15 protein-coding genes are annotated in these 16819 nt (G+C 51.1%); 9 read left to right on the top strand and 6 right to left on the bottom strand.

Translation table 11 applies throughout. The features are described 5' to 3' along the window. Window positions 1–188 precede the first annotated feature (188 nt). From AC3WTJ_RS14025 to AC3WTJ_RS14015, 3 genes are all read right to left on the bottom strand, one after another. Window positions 189–971 carry an EcsC family protein gene (locus AC3WTJ_RS14025; RefSeq protein ID WP_492522306.1) on the bottom strand — a complete coding sequence of 261 codons (783 nt, stop codon included), beginning with the start codon at window positions 969–971 and terminating at the stop codon, window positions 189–191. A gap of 139 nt (window positions 972–1110) precedes the next feature. After that, window positions 1111–2772: an ATP-binding cassette domain-containing protein gene (locus AC3WTJ_RS14020; protein ID WP_492522305.1), complete on the bottom strand. Its 1662-nt coding sequence runs from the start codon at window positions 2770–2772 to the stop codon at window positions 1111–1113. Further along, window positions 2763–3599: an ATP-binding cassette domain-containing protein gene (locus AC3WTJ_RS14015; RefSeq protein WP_492522304.1), complete on the bottom strand. Its 837-nt coding sequence runs from the start codon at window positions 3597–3599 to the stop codon at window positions 2763–2765. Before AC3WTJ_RS14015 ends, AC3WTJ_RS14020 begins: the two co-directional genes overlap by 10 nt. A gap of 124 nt (window positions 3600–3723) precedes the next feature. Between AC3WTJ_RS14015 and AC3WTJ_RS14010 the strand changes: the two genes are divergently transcribed. The 4 genes from AC3WTJ_RS14010 (at window position 3724) to AC3WTJ_RS13995 (ending at window position 7955) form a co-directional block, all read left to right on the top strand. After that, on the top strand, window positions 3724–4326 hold the full coding sequence (locus AC3WTJ_RS14010; RefSeq protein WP_492522303.1) for a biotin transporter BioY: 603 nt from the start codon (window positions 3724–3726) through the stop codon (window positions 4324–4326). A gap of 256 nt (window positions 4327–4582) precedes the next feature. Further along, window positions 4583–6058, top strand: a complete 1476-nt coding sequence (locus tag AC3WTJ_RS14005) for an S-layer homology domain-containing protein (protein WP_492522302.1) — start codon at window positions 4583–4585, stop codon at window positions 6056–6058. 85 nt (window positions 6059–6143) lie between these two features. Then, complete coding sequence (locus AC3WTJ_RS14000) at window positions 6144–7343, top strand: YncE family protein (RefSeq protein WP_492522301.1); 1200 nt, start codon at window positions 6144–6146, stop codon at window positions 7341–7343. A gap of 138 nt (window positions 7344–7481) precedes the next feature. After that, entirely contained in the window at window positions 7482–7955 is a 474-nt protein-coding gene (locus AC3WTJ_RS13995; RefSeq protein ID WP_492522300.1) for a hypothetical protein, read from the top strand. Between the two features lie 301 nt (window positions 7956–8256). Here AC3WTJ_RS13995 and AC3WTJ_RS13990 read toward each other — a convergent pair whose 3' ends face one another. Further along, on the bottom strand, window positions 8257–8958 hold the full coding sequence (locus AC3WTJ_RS13990; RefSeq protein WP_492522299.1) for a response regulator transcription factor: 702 nt from the start codon (window positions 8956–8958) through the stop codon (window positions 8257–8259). Further along, entirely contained in the window at window positions 8927–11176 is a 2250-nt protein-coding gene (locus tag AC3WTJ_RS13985; RefSeq protein ID WP_492522298.1) for an ATP-binding protein, read from the bottom strand. Before AC3WTJ_RS13985 ends, AC3WTJ_RS13990 begins: the two co-directional genes overlap by 32 nt. 247 nt (window positions 11177–11423) lie before the next feature. Here AC3WTJ_RS13985 and AC3WTJ_RS13980 point away from each other — a divergent pair, with 247 nt between their 5' ends. Both AC3WTJ_RS13980 and AC3WTJ_RS13975 read left to right on the top strand, forming a co-directional pair. Then, window positions 11424–11834: a MarR family winged helix-turn-helix transcriptional regulator gene (locus tag AC3WTJ_RS13980; RefSeq protein WP_492522297.1), complete on the top strand. Its 411-nt coding sequence runs from the start codon at window positions 11424–11426 to the stop codon at window positions 11832–11834. Between the two features lie 118 nt (window positions 11835–11952). Continuing rightward, entirely contained in the window at window positions 11953–12798 is an 846-nt protein-coding gene (locus tag AC3WTJ_RS13975) for an SDR family oxidoreductase (RefSeq protein WP_492522296.1), read from the top strand. Window positions 12799–12849: 51 nt separating this feature from the next. Here the strand turns inward: AC3WTJ_RS13975 and AC3WTJ_RS13970 are convergent, their stop codons facing one another. After that, window positions 12850–13146 (bottom strand): Rieske (2Fe-2S) protein, encoded by a 297-nt coding sequence (locus AC3WTJ_RS13970; protein ID WP_127456847.1) that lies wholly within the window; start codon window positions 13144–13146, stop codon window positions 12850–12852. A 415-nt stretch (window positions 13147–13561) separates the two neighbouring features. On the opposite strand from AC3WTJ_RS13970, the gene AC3WTJ_RS13965 reads away from it, so the two are divergent. The 3 genes from AC3WTJ_RS13965 to AC3WTJ_RS13955 all read left to right on the top strand — a co-directional run bounded on the left by AC3WTJ_RS13965 (window position 13562) and on the right by AC3WTJ_RS13955 (window position 16767). Further along, on the top strand, window positions 13562–14353 hold the full coding sequence (locus AC3WTJ_RS13965; protein WP_492522295.1) for a hypothetical protein: 792 nt from the start codon (window positions 13562–13564) through the stop codon (window positions 14351–14353). A gap of 111 nt (window positions 14354–14464) precedes the next feature. Beyond that, window positions 14465–15160 carry a response regulator transcription factor gene (locus tag AC3WTJ_RS13960; RefSeq protein WP_492522294.1) on the top strand — a complete coding sequence of 232 codons (696 nt, stop codon included), beginning with the start codon at window positions 14465–14467 and terminating at the stop codon, window positions 15158–15160. Continuing rightward, window positions 15157–16767, top strand: coding sequence for a HAMP domain-containing sensor histidine kinase (locus AC3WTJ_RS13955; protein WP_492522293.1), 1611 nt, complete (start codon window positions 15157–15159; stop codon window positions 16765–16767). Before AC3WTJ_RS13960 ends, AC3WTJ_RS13955 begins: the two co-directional genes overlap by 4 nt. Window positions 16768–16819: the final 52 nt, after the last annotated feature.

Raw genomic sequence — 16819 nt, 5'->3', positions numbered from 1 at the left:
TTCCAATGGGAACGCCTTTATGAGGCCGGATTTCCCCGTTCCGTTGGATGAAATCCAACGAGGTAAGCGAAAATCAGCCCACAGAACGCCAATTTCCCCCTATGCATTGGATTTCGTCCAGCCAAATCAGCATTTTAACGTGGAAATTGGGACTTTCATTGGATTTTCTCCAACGGGAATCCACCTGTTCACTGCTCGCCCTTCCCCTCAGCCTCCAACCTGGCTTTATCCTCTAAACGACGCAAGCGAAAGCTGTTCATGCCCGCCACGCCCAACTCTTCCAGCAGGCCAAAATTCGCCCATGCGCCTACAACAGCTCCAATGCCGGGGACAAGCTGCAGCATTTTACGGAAATCAATGGTGTCCCGATATTCCTGCTGCAGCTGCTGCCAATCCACTTGATTCATATAGGCATCAGAAGGCGGAAAGCCGCTTGCGATCTCATGCCAATTCTTGATCGTGTCTAGTAGAGCAGGCTTTTTCGCCGGGCTGGAGAACGCGATTTGAAACACATACAGGATAAACAAGCGCTCTCTATAGTCCTTCGTGGAGTAGCCATAGGCGTGCGCAAGCTCGAACAGAAATTTCAGCTTGATCCCGATGAGAATCGGGAAGTCCGCCAAACCAAGCAGAATCCCACCCGCTCCCGTACCTGCTCCCTCGGCAGCGGCAATCTTTTTATAAAGCGACAGCAATTCCTCAGCTTTAGCATCACTTTCAGCCAGAGAAGCGCCTATAAGCGGGTCGTTCTGAGGAATATAATTCATCCCGAACAATGTCGTTTGAAACATCCCCTTGACAGTGGCCGTGATCGTTTTGTGCACCTTTTCCGGGATGAGCTTATTGATGTTTGTGGAGACGGTTTTCGAGGTTCTTTCGAGCAAATTCGGGGTCTTCTGTTGCCTTATTTCCCATAGCTTCACTTTACGCAGCGTTTGCTTCTCATAGAGGGTGTAATCAGAAAATTTCATGCTTGTCACCGCCGGTCGAGGTTCTTAGTTAAAGTATAGTATACGGGGCCTGCGTCCTCAAGATTCCCAATCCACCTCCACCTACAACCACTGAGCACAAAAAGAGCAGCTCCTCCAAAATGAGCTGCCCTCCCTCCTATTAGTCACGCATAACGATCAGCACGCCAAAAACAACTACACTCCAAATGACGATCAGCGTATCCTTTGGCTGCCAACTCAATGTGCTTTTTTTCAGCAGCTGCTGCTTGCCGTCGATTTTTTTCATCTCCATCGCTACAGTCATTTGCTCAGCTTTGTGAAACATGGCGAGAAGCAGCGGTACAACCAGCGCCGGGATATCCCGCATGCGTACCATGCCGGGTTTGATCGCTGCTTTGCCTCTGGCCCTCACAATCGCCGAAAATCGCTGCCACTCCCGTAAAATAAGCGGGATGAACCGAAACAAGAGAGAGACCGCCAAAGCAAATGACTCCACGGGCAGCTTCATTTTGCGAAAAAAAGACAGCGCCCAGTTCAGTCCCTGCACAAGCTGGCCATACGGCGTAGACACGGCTAACCAGTAGCCGGCCATCAGGATCAGAAACAAGCGCGTGAGCACGAAGCCCGCGTTCCACGCGCGCTCGGACGCGAAGCCAAGCGGGAATTGCCCGTCGGCCGCCCTCCACTCCAAGCCGCCCAGCACAATGGAGAGGAACATGAAGATCAGGAACGGCACGGCGATCTTCCAACTGCCGCGAACCGCGGCGCGCGGAAGGCCGAGGCACGAAAGGCCCAAGAGCAGCGCAGAAGCCGCGAGGCCGCTCCACACCTGCAGCTGCATCGTTCCGATGACCAGCAGCAGGTAGAGCAGCCACTTCGCGCGCGGATCCCGCGCTAGCCACGCGGCCTGTGGCGGCGCGGCTGGCGCTACGCGCGCGGGCCTCGGCGCTGCTGCTTGCGGCGCCGGCCCCGGGCTTGCGCTGCTACGCTCGCGCAGCGCCTGCAAGATCGCCGGCGCAGCAAGCTCCGGCGCGAGTAAATCCGGCGCGATGGCGATGCCGCGGCGCGCAAGGGCTTGAGCGGCCTCCACGCAGCTCGGGAGGCCGACCCCCGCGCGCGTGAGCAACTCCGGCGCGCGGCACAGTGCCTCCGGCGACCCGTCGAAGACGAGCTCGCCGCGGTCTAACACAAGGACACGGTCTGCCAGCGGCAGGAACGTGTCCAGGTCGTGCGTGGCGATGACGTAGGCGCCACGATGTCTTTCGCGAATGATGCGCAGCAATTCGCGGACGGCCGCCGCCTCGAGGCCGGCGGTTGGCTCATCCATGAGGAGCCAATCCGGCGCCGTGGCGAAGGTTGTCGCCAGCGCGAGCCGGCGCTGCTCGCCGCCGCTTAAGCCAAACGGCGAGCGCTCCAGGGCGAAGGCGCCGCGGGGGTCGAGGTCTGCGCAAGCCACGCGGATGCGGCGCTCGCGCTCGTCCGCTGCGAGCCGATAAGGGCGCAGCGAGTAGGCGAATTCCCCGCGGATGCTGCTGGCGAACAGCTGCTGCTCCGGGAATTGAAAAATCAAACCCAGCCGCAAAAGATGCGCTTGGTCTACCTTTCTTTTCTGCCACAAAGGCTGGTCATCAAGTGTGATAACACCTGAGGCCGGCTCCAAAATACCTGCCATCACCTGAAGGAGCGTCGACTTTCCCGAACCCGAATGTCCGATTAATACCGTAACGGAACCGTCTGAAAGCTCGAATCCGATATCTTTCAACAGCTGCTGACCGGGGTTGTCCGGGACGTTAATTTGAATATTTTGCAGGACTATAGACATGAATTTGCCACCGCCTCGGCCAGCTCATCCATATCCAAGGGAAGCAGGCGAAGCTCGCAGCCATACTTCAGCAAACCGAAAGCTGTCTTCACCACATAGGGCGAGTCAAGCCCTAACTCGGTGCAAGGCGACGTCTCCAGCGACTTATCTACACTTTCTCCATAAAAGAAAGCCCGGGGTACCCCATCAAACGTGATCCGTCCGTCACCAAACCCGATGACGCGCGTCGCATCCGCCACTTCTTCCAGCCGATGCGTAATCCATACAATGGTCGTGCCTCGCTGATGGGCTTCGCGCACAGCCTGTCGGACTCCCTGTCTTGCCGCGGGATCCAGCATCGCCGTCGGTTCGTCCAGCACCAGGATTTCAGGCTGAAGCGCAAGGGCAGCCGCCAAATTAACCAACTGCTTTTGCCCCCCGGATAAGGTGGAAAGCGTTCGTTCGAGCGGGAGCGACAAGCCCACAGCTGACAAGCTTTGGAGATACCATGCTTTACGTTCCTCTAGTGTTAAATCCTGTTTGCCCGGGAGATAATCGAATTCCTCTTGAATCGTTTCTCCTACAAACTGAGCATCCGGCAATTGAAGCACGCCTCTAATTTGCCCAGACGCATTGCAGATCAGTTCACCGCTTGAGAGGGGACTTAAGCCCAGTAAACTGCTGGCTAAGGTGCTTTTTCCGCTGCCATTTGGCCCAATGACGACCATCCATTCGCCTTTATAAATATCTAAAGTGACGTCCGACCATACCCGCCTTCCTTCTTCCGATTGTGTTCGATAGACGACGGAGGCATTCCGCAAAGAAGCCACAATTTCTCGATTTGCCATATATAAAATGTCCTTCCACTTTCCTAAAAGATGTGCTATGATCTGAATGATTTATTGTTAACCATTGGTATAAATTGAAGTTGACAATACATAAACAATAACAGAAACAGGAGCGATGGACAATATGAAACTCACTTTGCGCGGCGTTGTTTTCAGTGCACTTTTTGCAGCAATTCTTGTCTTATTCAGCTTTGCAAGCATTTCACTCCCTTTTACACCTGTCCCTATTACTCTGCAAACGCTAGCGGTTATGCTTACCGGCGGCTTGCTCGGAGCGCGTTACGGCTTCTTCAGTATGGCTCTGGTTGTAATCCTGACAGCTATCGGGTTTCCTCTGCTTCATGGAAATGGCGGTTTAGGCATCGTACTCGGACCTACGGGCGGTTTTATTATGATCTGGCCGTTCTCCGCTATGCTGATTGGTATGATTTTACCACGTATTCGCGTGAAGGGTTTTCTGGGCTACCTGGCTGCCTTCCTCGTGCTTGAGATTTTCGGATCTCTGCTCCTTTATCTTGCCGGCGTTCCGTGGTTGATGTACAAAGTGCCGACTTATACGTTTGCAAAAGCGATGGCTGCGGCTTGTTACCCCTTCCTCATCGGGGACGCGATCAAAGCTGCGGTTGCTGTGCTCATCATCGTGCCGGTTCGGCAAGTTTTTTCTCCGGAGCGGCTTACCGGGTCCTCTTCGCACAGCGTTGTGCAGCGCACAGATGCCAGAATGTAATTTTATTTTCAGCCTTACTGCTCATTCCTTTGAGTGGTAGGGCTTTTTTTGTGCTTGCTTGAGAGGTTGCAAGGTGATTTTTACGTTTTTGTAATGTGCAGGTCTGATTTTTTATTCGATTGTAATGTTCTAGCGTGTAAGCTTGATCTTGTAAGCAGGCACGACGCAAGAAGCACCATGCAGACGCATGAGACATGAAGCACAAAGCAACTATGTAAACCTAGCAACACCATTATATCGAACAGGAGTGTTATAGATGAAAAACAACAAAAAAGTAATAGCCGCTTTGACCATTACAGCAACTGTAGGCTTGTCCGCCATTCTACCTTTCAATGCGTTGGCTGCGAACCCTTTCGCTGATGCTGCAAATTCCTCCAAAGTACAAGCAGCTATTGAACAACTGGCTCAACAACAAGTGCTTTCCGGATATGAGGATCACAGCTTTCTTCCTAATCAGGCAGTAACTCGCGCTGAAATCGCCAAAATGGCCGCACTCGCTCTACACATCAAAGTGGACACAGCGGCAACAACTACATTTAGCGATGTAGCAAAAGGAGACTGGTTCTACGCTTACGCTGCTGCCCTTGAATCTGTAGGAGCTATCTCATCTACTAACGGTCAGTTCCAAGGTAGCTCAACAATCTCATCCGAGCAGTTGGCAAACGTTTTTGCAAAGGTGTTAAAAGTTGATGCAGCCGCAGTACAGCAACTACCGAGTTATGCGTCATTGACAGGTAACTCCGTGACACGTGGTCAGGCCGCTCTACTCATTTTCGAAGCGCAGCAATTAGCTCCTATTCATGTGACCAAGCTGGAGGTTTTAAACGCAATAACCTTGCAAGTCACCTTCTCGGCACCGATTCCTACGGCTGAATTGGAACTTGAACCTGCTTCCAAAAACTTTGTTTTTGACAATGGTTTGGCTATTAACAACGTTCCACGTTTAAAAACAGGCTCCACTTCGACGTACATCGTTCCTGTTCCAACACAAAAAGCCGGTACCACCTACACACTAACTTATAAAGGCGAGCTTGCCGGAACTTTTACCGCGAGCACAGAGAAAATTGCTCTGGATTCCACGCAGCAAGTGGCCAATGACGTTTTTGAGGTTGAGTCTCATTTGACGGATGGCGTGGCGGACTACGGTTACGTTATTGCAGCCTATGCCAAAGGACGTCCAGGCTCCTTTATCGTGAATGACAAGAACGAATACAAGGGCATGACGTATCAAATTCTTTCTTCGATGCGGAACCGTGAGGTACAAATTACGCCTGAGGGCGGTGCACCAATGACTGCAACCTATTTGCCTTTCACACAGGCAACAGATGGTCGTCAAGCACCTAAATTCCTTCTGCCTAATGGCGAAACGTTGAAGCCAGGTGTGACTTACACGGTATCTGCGGACTGGGCTACTTTGAAAAATGCTACATTTACAGCGAAAGATATCGCGCCGCTGAAGATCCAATCCGCCTCTGCAGTGGATGCGAAAACGATTAATGTGACCCTTTCCCAGGATCCAAAGGATGAAATCTTCGTTTCACGCCGCGTTACTTTGACAGGGACAGACGGTACTGTTCTGACAGCAGAATACACGATTACCACGCGTAAAGGTGCTGTAGGTACTTTTGCTCTGCTAAATAACGGCCAGCTTGTGCCGGGTATGACTTATACTGTCGCTCCAGAAGGCAAGTGGGCTACGGCTGCGGGAGTAAGTTTGACTGTAGCGAAATAAATTTTTATGAAACGTATTGGGAAGGAGTGCCTTGAATGAGGTGCTCCTTTTGTTCTACCATTTATTCCAACGAGGTGATCGATCTATGCTTTTCAAAAATCGTACGTTATTCTCCATGATGACGTTAGTTCTTTTCATGGTTGGCTGCAGTTCGAATCCTGCGCCTGTTGCGATGCCAACGGCAACACCACCATCTACATCTACATCTACATCTACATCTACATCTACAACAACACCAACACCAACACCAACACCAACACCCACAACAGTACCTGTTCCTAAAGTGCCTGTGTCAAAGGCACAATCAACCCTACTCGTAACTCACTCCAAGAGTGATTATATGTCTTTCCTTGATCCAGCCTCGGGTCAATTCGAAAAGCTGACGGTTGGCAAGGCGCCTTTTGCCATTGCCGAAGGTCCTAATCATCGCGCCTATATCTCCACCGCGGAAGGTGTTGCTGTCGTGGATACGCAGCAGCGCAAACGCGTTGCGTTAGTGCCTTATATGGCAGCTGACGCTATCAGCAAGCCTCAATTTGGTGAGTACCGTCCCGGCGGGATGGGAATTACCGTATCTCCTGACGGTAAATTCGTCTATGTCGGCGTGTACTTGACTGGTGGGGGCAGAAGTATGAAAAGCCAACTGGAGATCATGGATGCGGAGAAACTCGCCATGACTGGCAGTGTCGCTGTTGGCGTTCGGCCGTTCGATGTGGTCACCAGCCTAGACGGCCGGGAGGTCTACAGCATCGATCACGATTCCTACTCCGTGACCGCTGTCGATCCTGTGCAGCTAAAGGCTCGCACGCTTGAAGTGGCTCCGTTCGGCAAGGGCGGCTTCGAGAAGCCGCACTACGCGGCGGTTCGCGCCGATGGCCGCCTGCTCCTGCCGTATCAGGGGCGCGGCCTGGTCGTGCTTAACCCAACTAGCGGCAAGTACGAGACGAAGCCGCTGACAGGCAACACGCACCAAGAGGGCGTAGCCCTGACAGCGGATGGCAAGCAGCTGCTCATCGTCGGCATTGGTGCTGCGGGAAGCGCAACCGGCAAGCCTAACTTGACGGTGCTCGACGTTGAAACGTACGCGGAGAAAATAATCCCGTTGGAGTGGATGCACCAGATGGTCGCCTCGAGCGCGGATGGGCGTTACGCCTACCTTACCGGCGGCGTCACTTATGCAGATACTGGCTGGAACGGGATGACTGTGGTGGACCTCGTCTCTGGCGCTGTTCGCGATTTCGAGGTGCCGGATTATCCGCTTGATGTGCAGCTGCTTTCGGAGTGAGCTGGAAATATAGGAGGCGTTGCATGTATTGTGCAACGCCTTTTCATTGCGTTTAGGAATTAATCCCATATTAATGCAACATTCCAAATCGAAAAGCGTCATTACAATGTGCCAGTAATCATCAAGGAGGTGAGATTTTTGAAGCATTTCGTTTTATTTTTCACCATATTCGCTTTATTTAGCATCTTAGGCTGCACATCTCAAACCGTCAATATCAAGGAAACTAGTTCAGAAAACGCTGAATCTACGAATACGGAATATACTGTTGGACTCACAAGTCCTAGTAACGTAAATAAAAGCACAGATTTCAAACTTGAAGCAAAATTTACAAACAATAAGGATAGCGAAATACGCATTACGCATGGCGAACAGCTATTTACATTTTATATTTCAGATAAAAAGGGAAAAATCATAAATCACTATCCAATCACAAGCCTTGGTGTGGTACGGGGTATTCCTTCAAAAGGAACCGTTGTTGAACCATACACCTTCAACATAGATGTCGCTGGAGAGTATGAAGTATGGGCCGTCGCTAATTTTGATATATCGGATAACAATACGAATAAAAAGTATGAATTACCAACCCTGAAGCAAACTTTAGTTGTTAGATGATGCCAGAGCATGCATGAACTCTGGCGCTCTCGGCGCTTCTAGCTACATTTGAGAGGAACTACAGGGCGCTATTTCTTCGAAAAGCACCCTTTTTCGAACGGGAGGGAACTACGCTCCGCTATTTGCACGATTTCGAAGGGAAACCCAGAATTTCCGTGCAAATAAGGCCCTGTAGTTCCCTACCGAATCCCAACCCTCCAGTAATCGCCAAAATAGAGGACGGTAGTTCCCCTAACTCCTCTGCAACCCCAAACAAAAAGCCCCCTCATCTGATAACAATCAGACGAGAGGGCTTCTCCCTTCACTCCTGCTTCGCCATGTAACCTACCCCCGGGTAGGTTGCAATGAGCTCGGCCGCGGCGCCTTCCGCTGCGCTTTTGATCTTCTGCCGGATGCGGGCGATGGTGACCCGCAGATACTCGACCTCGTCGCGGTACTCGCTTCCCCAAACCTCGCTGAGCAGCTGCTCATGGGTCATGACTTTCCCCGCATGCTGCAAAAGCAGCGCAAACAGGTTGTACTCGGTCTCCGTGAACTTCACCTCGGTGTCGCCCAGCCAAATACGGCGCTGGGCGAGGTTCGCGGTCACTGGGCCGAGCGTGATCTCGCTCGTGGTGACCGGCGGGGCCATGCGGCCATCCATGCGCCGCAGCACGGCATTCACTCGCGCAAAGAGCTCGTCTAAGGAAAATGGCTTGGTCAAATAGTCATCCGCCCCGAGGTTAAGCCCCTGCACTTTGTCCGCTCCATTGCTGCGCGCGGTCAACATGATGACCGGAACGATGGAGTAGGAGCGCAGCCTTTTTAACACATCGAATCCGTCCATGCCCGGCATCATCAGATCGAGCAAAATTAAATCCGGATCGAACTCCTCAGCTTTCTCCAACGCTTCTGCCCCGTTTTGGCAGGTTAAGGTTTCAAAGTCCAACGATTTGAGATTCGCCGCAATAAAACGTACAATTTTCGGTTCATCATCGACGATCATGATTTTCTTCTTGTTCATGTCCGTTCTCCTCCCCTAGAAACCTCGGTATGGAGAGAGTAAATGTGCTTCCCTCACCAAGCTTGCTTGCCACATGAACTTCTCCGCCGTGCGCATCCATGATGCCCTTGCAGATCGCCAGCCCCAGCCCTGTCCCTCCGGATTGGCTTCTCGAAGAAACATCCACCCGGTAGAACCGGTCAAATAGCTTGTCCACGTGCTCCGCAGCGATGCCAATGCCATTGTCCTGCACGTCTACATACACAAAATGTTCATCCGCATGAGCCGTAATCCGGATAATCGGATGCTGCGTATTGTACCGAACGGCATTGGTGAACAAGTTCACGAGCACCTGCTCCATGCGCAGTTTATCCGCATAGATTAGCGGCGTATCCTCCGCCACGTTCACCTCAAATTGCGTATGCATGTCGTTCGCTTGCTGCGGAAGTCTTCTCATCGCGCTTTCGACAACAGCCTCCACACGAAGCGGCAGCGGATTGATTCGCATCGCGCCGGAATCGATTTTGGAGATGTCCAGCCAGTCGTCAATCAGATCCTGAATGCGCCCGATATCCTCATGAATGCCCTCTAACAGCTCCTGTTTAAAGCTTTCTTCCCACTTCGCATCGACTCGAAGCAGCGTTTCAACACTGCCGCGTATGCTGGTGATGGGCGTTTTGAACTCATGGGAGGCAAGTGAGATCAGATCATTTTTCAAAGCATCGATTTCATGCTCCTTTGTCATATCGCGCCACACATAACCTCGGCCAAAAACCCGTCCTTCCCTAGCCACCTGAAAAGCCGATACCATCATAAAGCGTTCTTTGCCTTGTGCGCTTTTTACGGTAAAAGTTCCCTGTACCCTCGGTCCCGCGGTCAACTTCTCCAGTTCATCCCGCCGTTCAGGCAGCAGCAGCGCAATACGGTCGAACAACGCCGATTCCTGCATTATCGCCAGTTCAGGCATCGGAATAGAGAAAATTTCGGCCATCCGATGATTGGCATACACCACTTGATGCGCCATATCGATCAAAACGACGGCATCCGACATGCTCTCCAGCACCGCATTCAAAGTCGCATGCTCATCCTGCAGCCGCTGGGTCCTCTCCTCGACACGGTCCTCCAGCTCACTGTTGAGCTGCAGCAGCGCGCCTTGATTCTCTTTGATCTGCTCCGCCATCTTGAAGAAATCGTCCGCCAGCAATTGCAGCTCCAGAGGCGCCCCTTGCGGAACGACCTTGCTGTCCGGCTCTACGAAGGTTCCTCCTGCCAGGCGCTGGGTGTATCCAACCAAAGCATGGATGGTGCCATTCAACCTTTTCGCCAAAAGACTGCCCAGCAGCACTGTCAAAATAAGCGTAACCACCAACAGGAAGATCGTAATGCTTAGCGACTCTGTAAAAGCGGCATTAACCGCTGCTTTGGATTTGCTCACCCAAACGATCCAGTCGATGTCGGGGATGGCTTTGTAAGTAATCAGTTCTTTTTGCTTGGAATTGCTAAGTGCATAGGTTCCTTCGCCTTGCTTTTGACTCCGTGCGTCTGCAACGACTGGCTCCTGCGATAAATCCGCCAATGTTGCGGTCAATGCCTCATTGGGATGATAGATCGGCTTGCCCGCATGATCCAGTACTACCGGATACGCTTCTTTGCCGTAATCGTACTTCGTCACAAGCTCCTTAATCGGCGTAAGCTCCAGCACAGCAAGCACAAAGCCATCAGGCTGTTTATTTCCTTTATAAATGGGTACGGCAATGGCGACAGCCGGCTGGTTCAACCCCTCTGGTCCGAGGAAAAGCGACGAGATGATGGTGTTTCGGGCGGTCTGCACCCGTTTGGTGTAGTCCCGGTCTTTCACATCTGTGCCGATCAGCGAATCATTGGCTGTGGTATGCGTAGCCTTGATAAAGCCATTTTGATCAACCACATATATACCTGAGAAGCCCGCCAAATTCTGCTGCAGCGATTGCAGCTTCAACGTCAAGCTCTCGCGCGTCCGAAAGGCCGCATCCGAGGCTGAAATCGTGGCCGCCAGCGTTTCAACCGCATTGCGGTGATAGTACATATAATCCTGCACTGCGTCCCCGAGACGATAGGTCGTCAGCTCTTGGTTCCTATTGGACTCCTGCGTAATATGCGTAATTTGATAAACCTGAAAGGTGCCAAGAATCAGAACCGGAATCATTGCCATGATAGCAAACGTTACCGTCAAATGTGATCGCATGGAATAATGCTTCAAAAGCGTTCCCCGCCCTTCCTTGATCTCTCTATTTTATCATTAGAAAAAATGTAATGAAAATGAAATGTGTTTTTCATCTGCTTTTAATGAACTGGGCCTATAATAAGTCTCAACCCCCCTTTAAAATATATATACTTAAGACCTGCAGCCCGTTGCTGTGGGTCTCTTTTTTTCCTTCCGGCAGCTTGGATCCCCTGTATGACCTTGCTATAATGTATAGATACTAAACAAAAAGGGCGGCTAAACCATGGACCAAGATCTCCTCATCACGTACAAATTTCGTGAAATTAAAAATGCCCTCTCCTCCTATTTGACGCAGGTGCTCCCCCATTTTCACATTTCACCGATCATGATGTATGCGCTAGAGTTTCTTCGCAAGCATCCGGACTGCATCGCCGTGGATATGGCGAATGAATTTGGCCTGACTCGGGGAGCCATTACCCAACTGCTGGATAAATTAGAGGAGCAGGAACTAGTGATTCGCAAGCCTCATCCTACTAGCCGCAGAAGCCTGTTGCTGCAAGTAACGGACAAAGGAAATATACTTATAAACGATATCTTGGAAGCGTATAATAACAAAATTGAACAGCTCTTCACGCCTTATACCGAAGACGAGCTTGCGCAGCTCAAAAAGCTATTGGAGAAGCTGCCGCTATAGCACGAAAATCCCGACCTTCCAGCGTTGGGATTTTTTAAATGTCTTGACTATTCTATTGAATTAACATAATGTATAGTTATTAAACAGTTTAATAAATTAACATTTGGAGTGAGAAATGATGAGCAAAAGCAAAGTTATCGCGATTACCGGCGCCTCCTCTGGCATCGGATTAGCGACCGCCCAGAAATTTGCAAAGTTAGGCTGGATTGTTTATGCCGGAACACGCCATGTGGACCGTGATCGGGAGCAACATGGGCACCTTGCCAATCTTCATTTTATAGATATGGAAGTAACAAGCCCTGAGTCGCTGGAAAAAGCATTTGCCGAGATCGACCGTAATCACGGTTACTTGGATGTCCTGTTCTGCAATGCCGGCTTTGGTTTTTTAAGAGCATTAGGACAAGCGACGATGGAAGATATTCATCGGGTTTATGATACGAATGTATACGGGGTTATGCATACGATCCGCGCCGGGCTTCCGCTTTTGCGTAAATCAGACGCCGGGCATTTGGTAGCCACAACAAGCGTTGGCGGGCTGGTGGGACAACCTTTCAATGAAATCTATTGCTCGGCAAAATTTGCCGTTGAAGGCTTATTAGAAAGCTTAGCCACCTACTACAAGCCAACCTTCAACATTGATGTTACGCTGCTTGAGCCCGGCGCGATTGCCACTAATTTTAACCAGACGGTCCTCGGGCATGTCCAACAAACCGGCGGGATTCTCGATGATGAATATAAACCTATCATCACGCAATATTTGGACGCCTTCTCCAAACGGAACTCGGTGCCCCAAACGTCGGAATCGGTCGCCGAAGTCATGGTGAAACTGATGGAAATGGATCCGAAACCGCTGCGCATTCGCACTTCAGAGGCGGCGGAAGCTTTTGTACAATATAAAGTCAGCCAAGACCCTACCGGTCTGGACGGGATGCTGAACACACGTAAACTGCATTTGAATTTATAAAAAAATCAGGACCCGCCTAACCGTTCGACGGATAAGGCAGGTCCTTTTGTTTTACACGTGCGCAATAAGCTGGCCTTCTTTGACAGTAACGTCGTAGGCCGTAAGGCTTTTGGTCGGCACGTTCAGGCATGCGCCTGAGTGAAGATCGAATGTCCAGCCATGCATCGAACACACGAATTCCCCCTTTTCAGCCTCCACAATAGCGCCGGCATGCGGGCATCGGCTGGAGACGAGCCGGTACGTTGCTTGATCCTCAGCTTGAATTAACCAATACAAGTTCTTATCGAACACAACTTCTGCGGGCAGCTTGGTGAAACTTTCGACAGGCCCTAAAAGCACTTCTTTCATGTAGACACTCCCCTGTTTATTCTGTTTCAGCATACAGTTTACTACATTTTCGACATTACATTTAACACCTTACTTCGATGAAATCCAACGAATCGGCCAATTAAGCCGCAAAATAATACTTTTCATTGGATGAATTCCAATGGAACCACCTAATCCTACTTGATTTTGCCCCCTTCCATGCCATCTCGTTGGAATCTATCCAATGACATAACCAATAGGAATCTCCAAATACGAGTTACATTAGATTACGTCCAATGAACCCCTGCACGCTCCATATCAAAGCTCCAGCAGCCGTAAAGCCAACACATAATTTCCCACAATGTTACGATAGGATGTCCATAATCTTACGGTACATTTAGGTTGTAAGGGAGAGGCACCTCACCTACATACCCAAAATCGAGAGGAGTTTTCTACAATGAAAACACAATGGAAACGTCGCGCAAGTCAAGCTAGTCTGCTAGCTTTTATGGTAACAATGGCTTTCGGAGCAGTAGGCAGCGCATCAGCGGCTGACACGACTACAACAGATACCAAAGCAAGCACTGCAATCACATCAGCAACACCGGTAATGGCAACCAGCGCGGTTCAATTGCGCACAAGCTCAAGCGGCCTGTTGCTGCAACCAGCTCATGAGCGTAACTATTTGAAGCTGTTGGTCAGCAACTATGCTCCGGAGAGCTTGACTTCATGGAAACAAGCGTTAGAGGATCGGAAACAAGCGGAAAGCGAGATGCCGAAACCTGCTTTTGCCAAAACAATGGTGATCAAAAGCGCAGCTACTCTTCAGCCGGCTTCCCAAGGTACATTGGAAACTAAAATGTTCAAACTCGATCCTGCTCAGGCGGTTCCAGCTTCACCTGACGGCGAAGCGACTCAACTAGTTCCAAGTAAAGACGTTAAGATGTTCACCATTATTAAAAAAGACGGCGCGGATGCTACCGCGACCATCCAAGCACTTCCACTTGAGGGAACAGCTATCTCTGGTGATATAATTAAAGCGGAACCTTCCGAGGCGTTCAAGCGCCAGCAAAAGCTAACGGAAGCTGTCGAAGCTGACGATGCAGCAACTATTCAAAGCCTGCTGCCTGAACTGCTCACAGATTACAAAAAAGAAACGGAATCGCTGCGCAACCTTGCAAAAACAATGAAAGAGCAAGCTGCCAAAGCAGATGCTGCAACAGAAGAGAAAGCTGAAGAAGTTAAATAACTTTCTAATATAGATATGAAAAATAAGTCAACCTTTCCGGTGGACCGAACGCAAAATGCTGCGAACGGCTCCACCTTTTCCCATCGCTGATTAGAAAGAAGGAGAAACTGCATGTATCGCATTCATTTAGTAGAAGACGAAGAACATCTCAGGGGCGTTCTGGCCGCCTATTTGGAGAAAGAGGGGTGGCAAGTGCGTTCGTTCGCTGACGGGACCTCGGCAAGATCCGCCATATCCGAGCGGCCGGACTTGTGGGTCCTCGATATCATGATCCCTGGTGTAGACGGCTATCAACTCATGCGCGAGATTAAGGCGGATCAGCCGGCACAGCCCGTAATTTTCATATCGGCGCGAGACGCGGATATTGATCGGATCGTTGGCCTGGAGATGGGTAGCGATGACTACTTGGCCAAGCCTTTTTTACCTCGAGAGCTCGTCATTCGCACTCGTAAGCTGCTGGAGCGCGTGTACGGCGGACACCCTGCCGGCCTGATGCCTGCCCAGCTGGAACGCCGCACGAAGCTGAATGTGGCTCCTTATCTGATCGATGAGCAAGCGCGCACCGTAACTGCTGAGGATGGCAGCAAGCTGGAGCTGACCTCCAAGGAATTTGAGCTGCTGCTCTATTTGGTAAGCCATCATGGACAAGTGCTGGAGCGTGAACAAGTGCTCCAAGCTGTTTGGGGAATCGACTACTTCGGAACAGACCGGGTCGTGGATGATTTGGTACGAAGGCTTCGCCGCAAGCTGCCGGAGCTGCGTTTAGAAACCGTATACGGATACGGGTACAGGATGGTGAAAGCATGACGCTTCGATTAGGACAATGGCCGCTGGCCATGAAGCTTTGGGGAGCATTCGCGGCTTTAACGCTGCTCATTTTTACGCTGTTGGCTGTTCTCCTGCCTTGGACGTTGAAGGGATTTTTTACAGAGCAGCTGTATGATATTTTATTGGATACACAAAGCGGGCTTCGTATGGAAGCAACGACGTTGACGACACCGACCCTAAAGCTGGCTGCAAAGGGTACAACCACGCAAATGACGAATATCATAACGGACGTAAAAGCATTAACACCTATCGATCAGGCTGTCCCTGATGCTGATGCCTTAGAAACAATGCCAGCTGCGGCTAGTGTGCAGATGAGCAGTGCTACTCCTATTATTCCATTGGAAGCATCCATTGCAACCAAAGTGATGTCTCCTTTTACAGCAACTTTGAGCGCCCCTGCAATCCGTCATTTTACGATTAGTGGAACCCAAGAGTCACTGGCCCTTAACAAGGCGTTTACGAGCGGCGAGCCGTTCATGCAAGCCATGGAACAGGATGCTTTTGCCCAAAAACAGCCCGTTGCCAAATATACGACCATTATTGATAAGAAAAGTATCTTTTACGTGATTCGCAAAGAGGTCGTTCAGGGCCAACCCAACTTTATCGTCTCCTATGCCTGGGGCAATTATCGCAACGACCTGGTCATGACCATGTTTGGCAGACTTATGCTGATGATGGTTGGTCTCATCGTGATTTCATGGCTGCCCTGTCTGATCATCGCCCGCTACTTCACTCGTCCGCTCGTCCAGATGGAACAACACGTTGGACGTATGGCTGAACGAGATTGGCACGACCCGATCGAAACTGGGCGTAAAGATGAAGTGGGACGGCTGGCCAAAGCGATTGAAGCGATGCGGCAGCGTCTCGTGCGCCAAGACAAGGCGCAGCAATTTTTCCTCCAGCACACTTCCCACGAGCTGAAAACCCCGGTCATGGTGATCCGCAGCTATGCCCAGTCCATTCTCGACGGCGTTTTCCCGAAAGGGACCTTAGGCGAAAGTTTGGGCGTCATTCTGAAGGAGGGCGAGCGACTCGAGAAGCGGATTCGCGACCTTCTGCTGCTTAACAAGCTGAATTATGTCACCGCTCGCGAGAAGCCGTCCCGCCCTTTCGAGCTGCACGAGGTCATCGAAGATGTCGTTGAACGGCTGCGCTATCGCCGCCCTGAAATCGAGTGGGAGATAGAGCTCCCCCCCGCTACTTTGCATGGCGATCCCGATCAGTGGAAAATCGCCTTGGAGAACATGCTCGACAATCAGCTCCGCTATGCCAAAAGCGGCATCCGGATTCTCCTCACGCCGCCATCTAGTGGCGATGGTGCGGAAGCTGCAGCCGGATTCTCGCGGCTGCAGATCAGCAACGATGGTCCGCCGCTCGATCAGGCGATCGCGGACAGCCTCTTTGAGCCTTTCCGTTCTGGCGGGGACGGCCAGTTCGGGCTCGGTCTTGCCATCGTGAAGCAGATCATGGACCATCACGGTATGACGGTGCGCGCCGCGAACGAGCGAGGCGGGGTTTCCTTTTACCTTGAGCCTGGGGAAACAGCGCAAATGGATAGCAAACTCAAGGTCCCGAAGGTTTCCTGAGGGTACTTGGATTTGAGAAGTGGGCAAACAAAAGAGGCTTCCCAAGGTCAAG

This window comes from Paenibacillus sp. FW101-FHT12H11 (assembly GCF_058790355.1).
The sequence above is the reverse complement of the archived record's forward strand: the minus strand, read 5'-3'. Positions and strand labels throughout refer to the sequence as shown.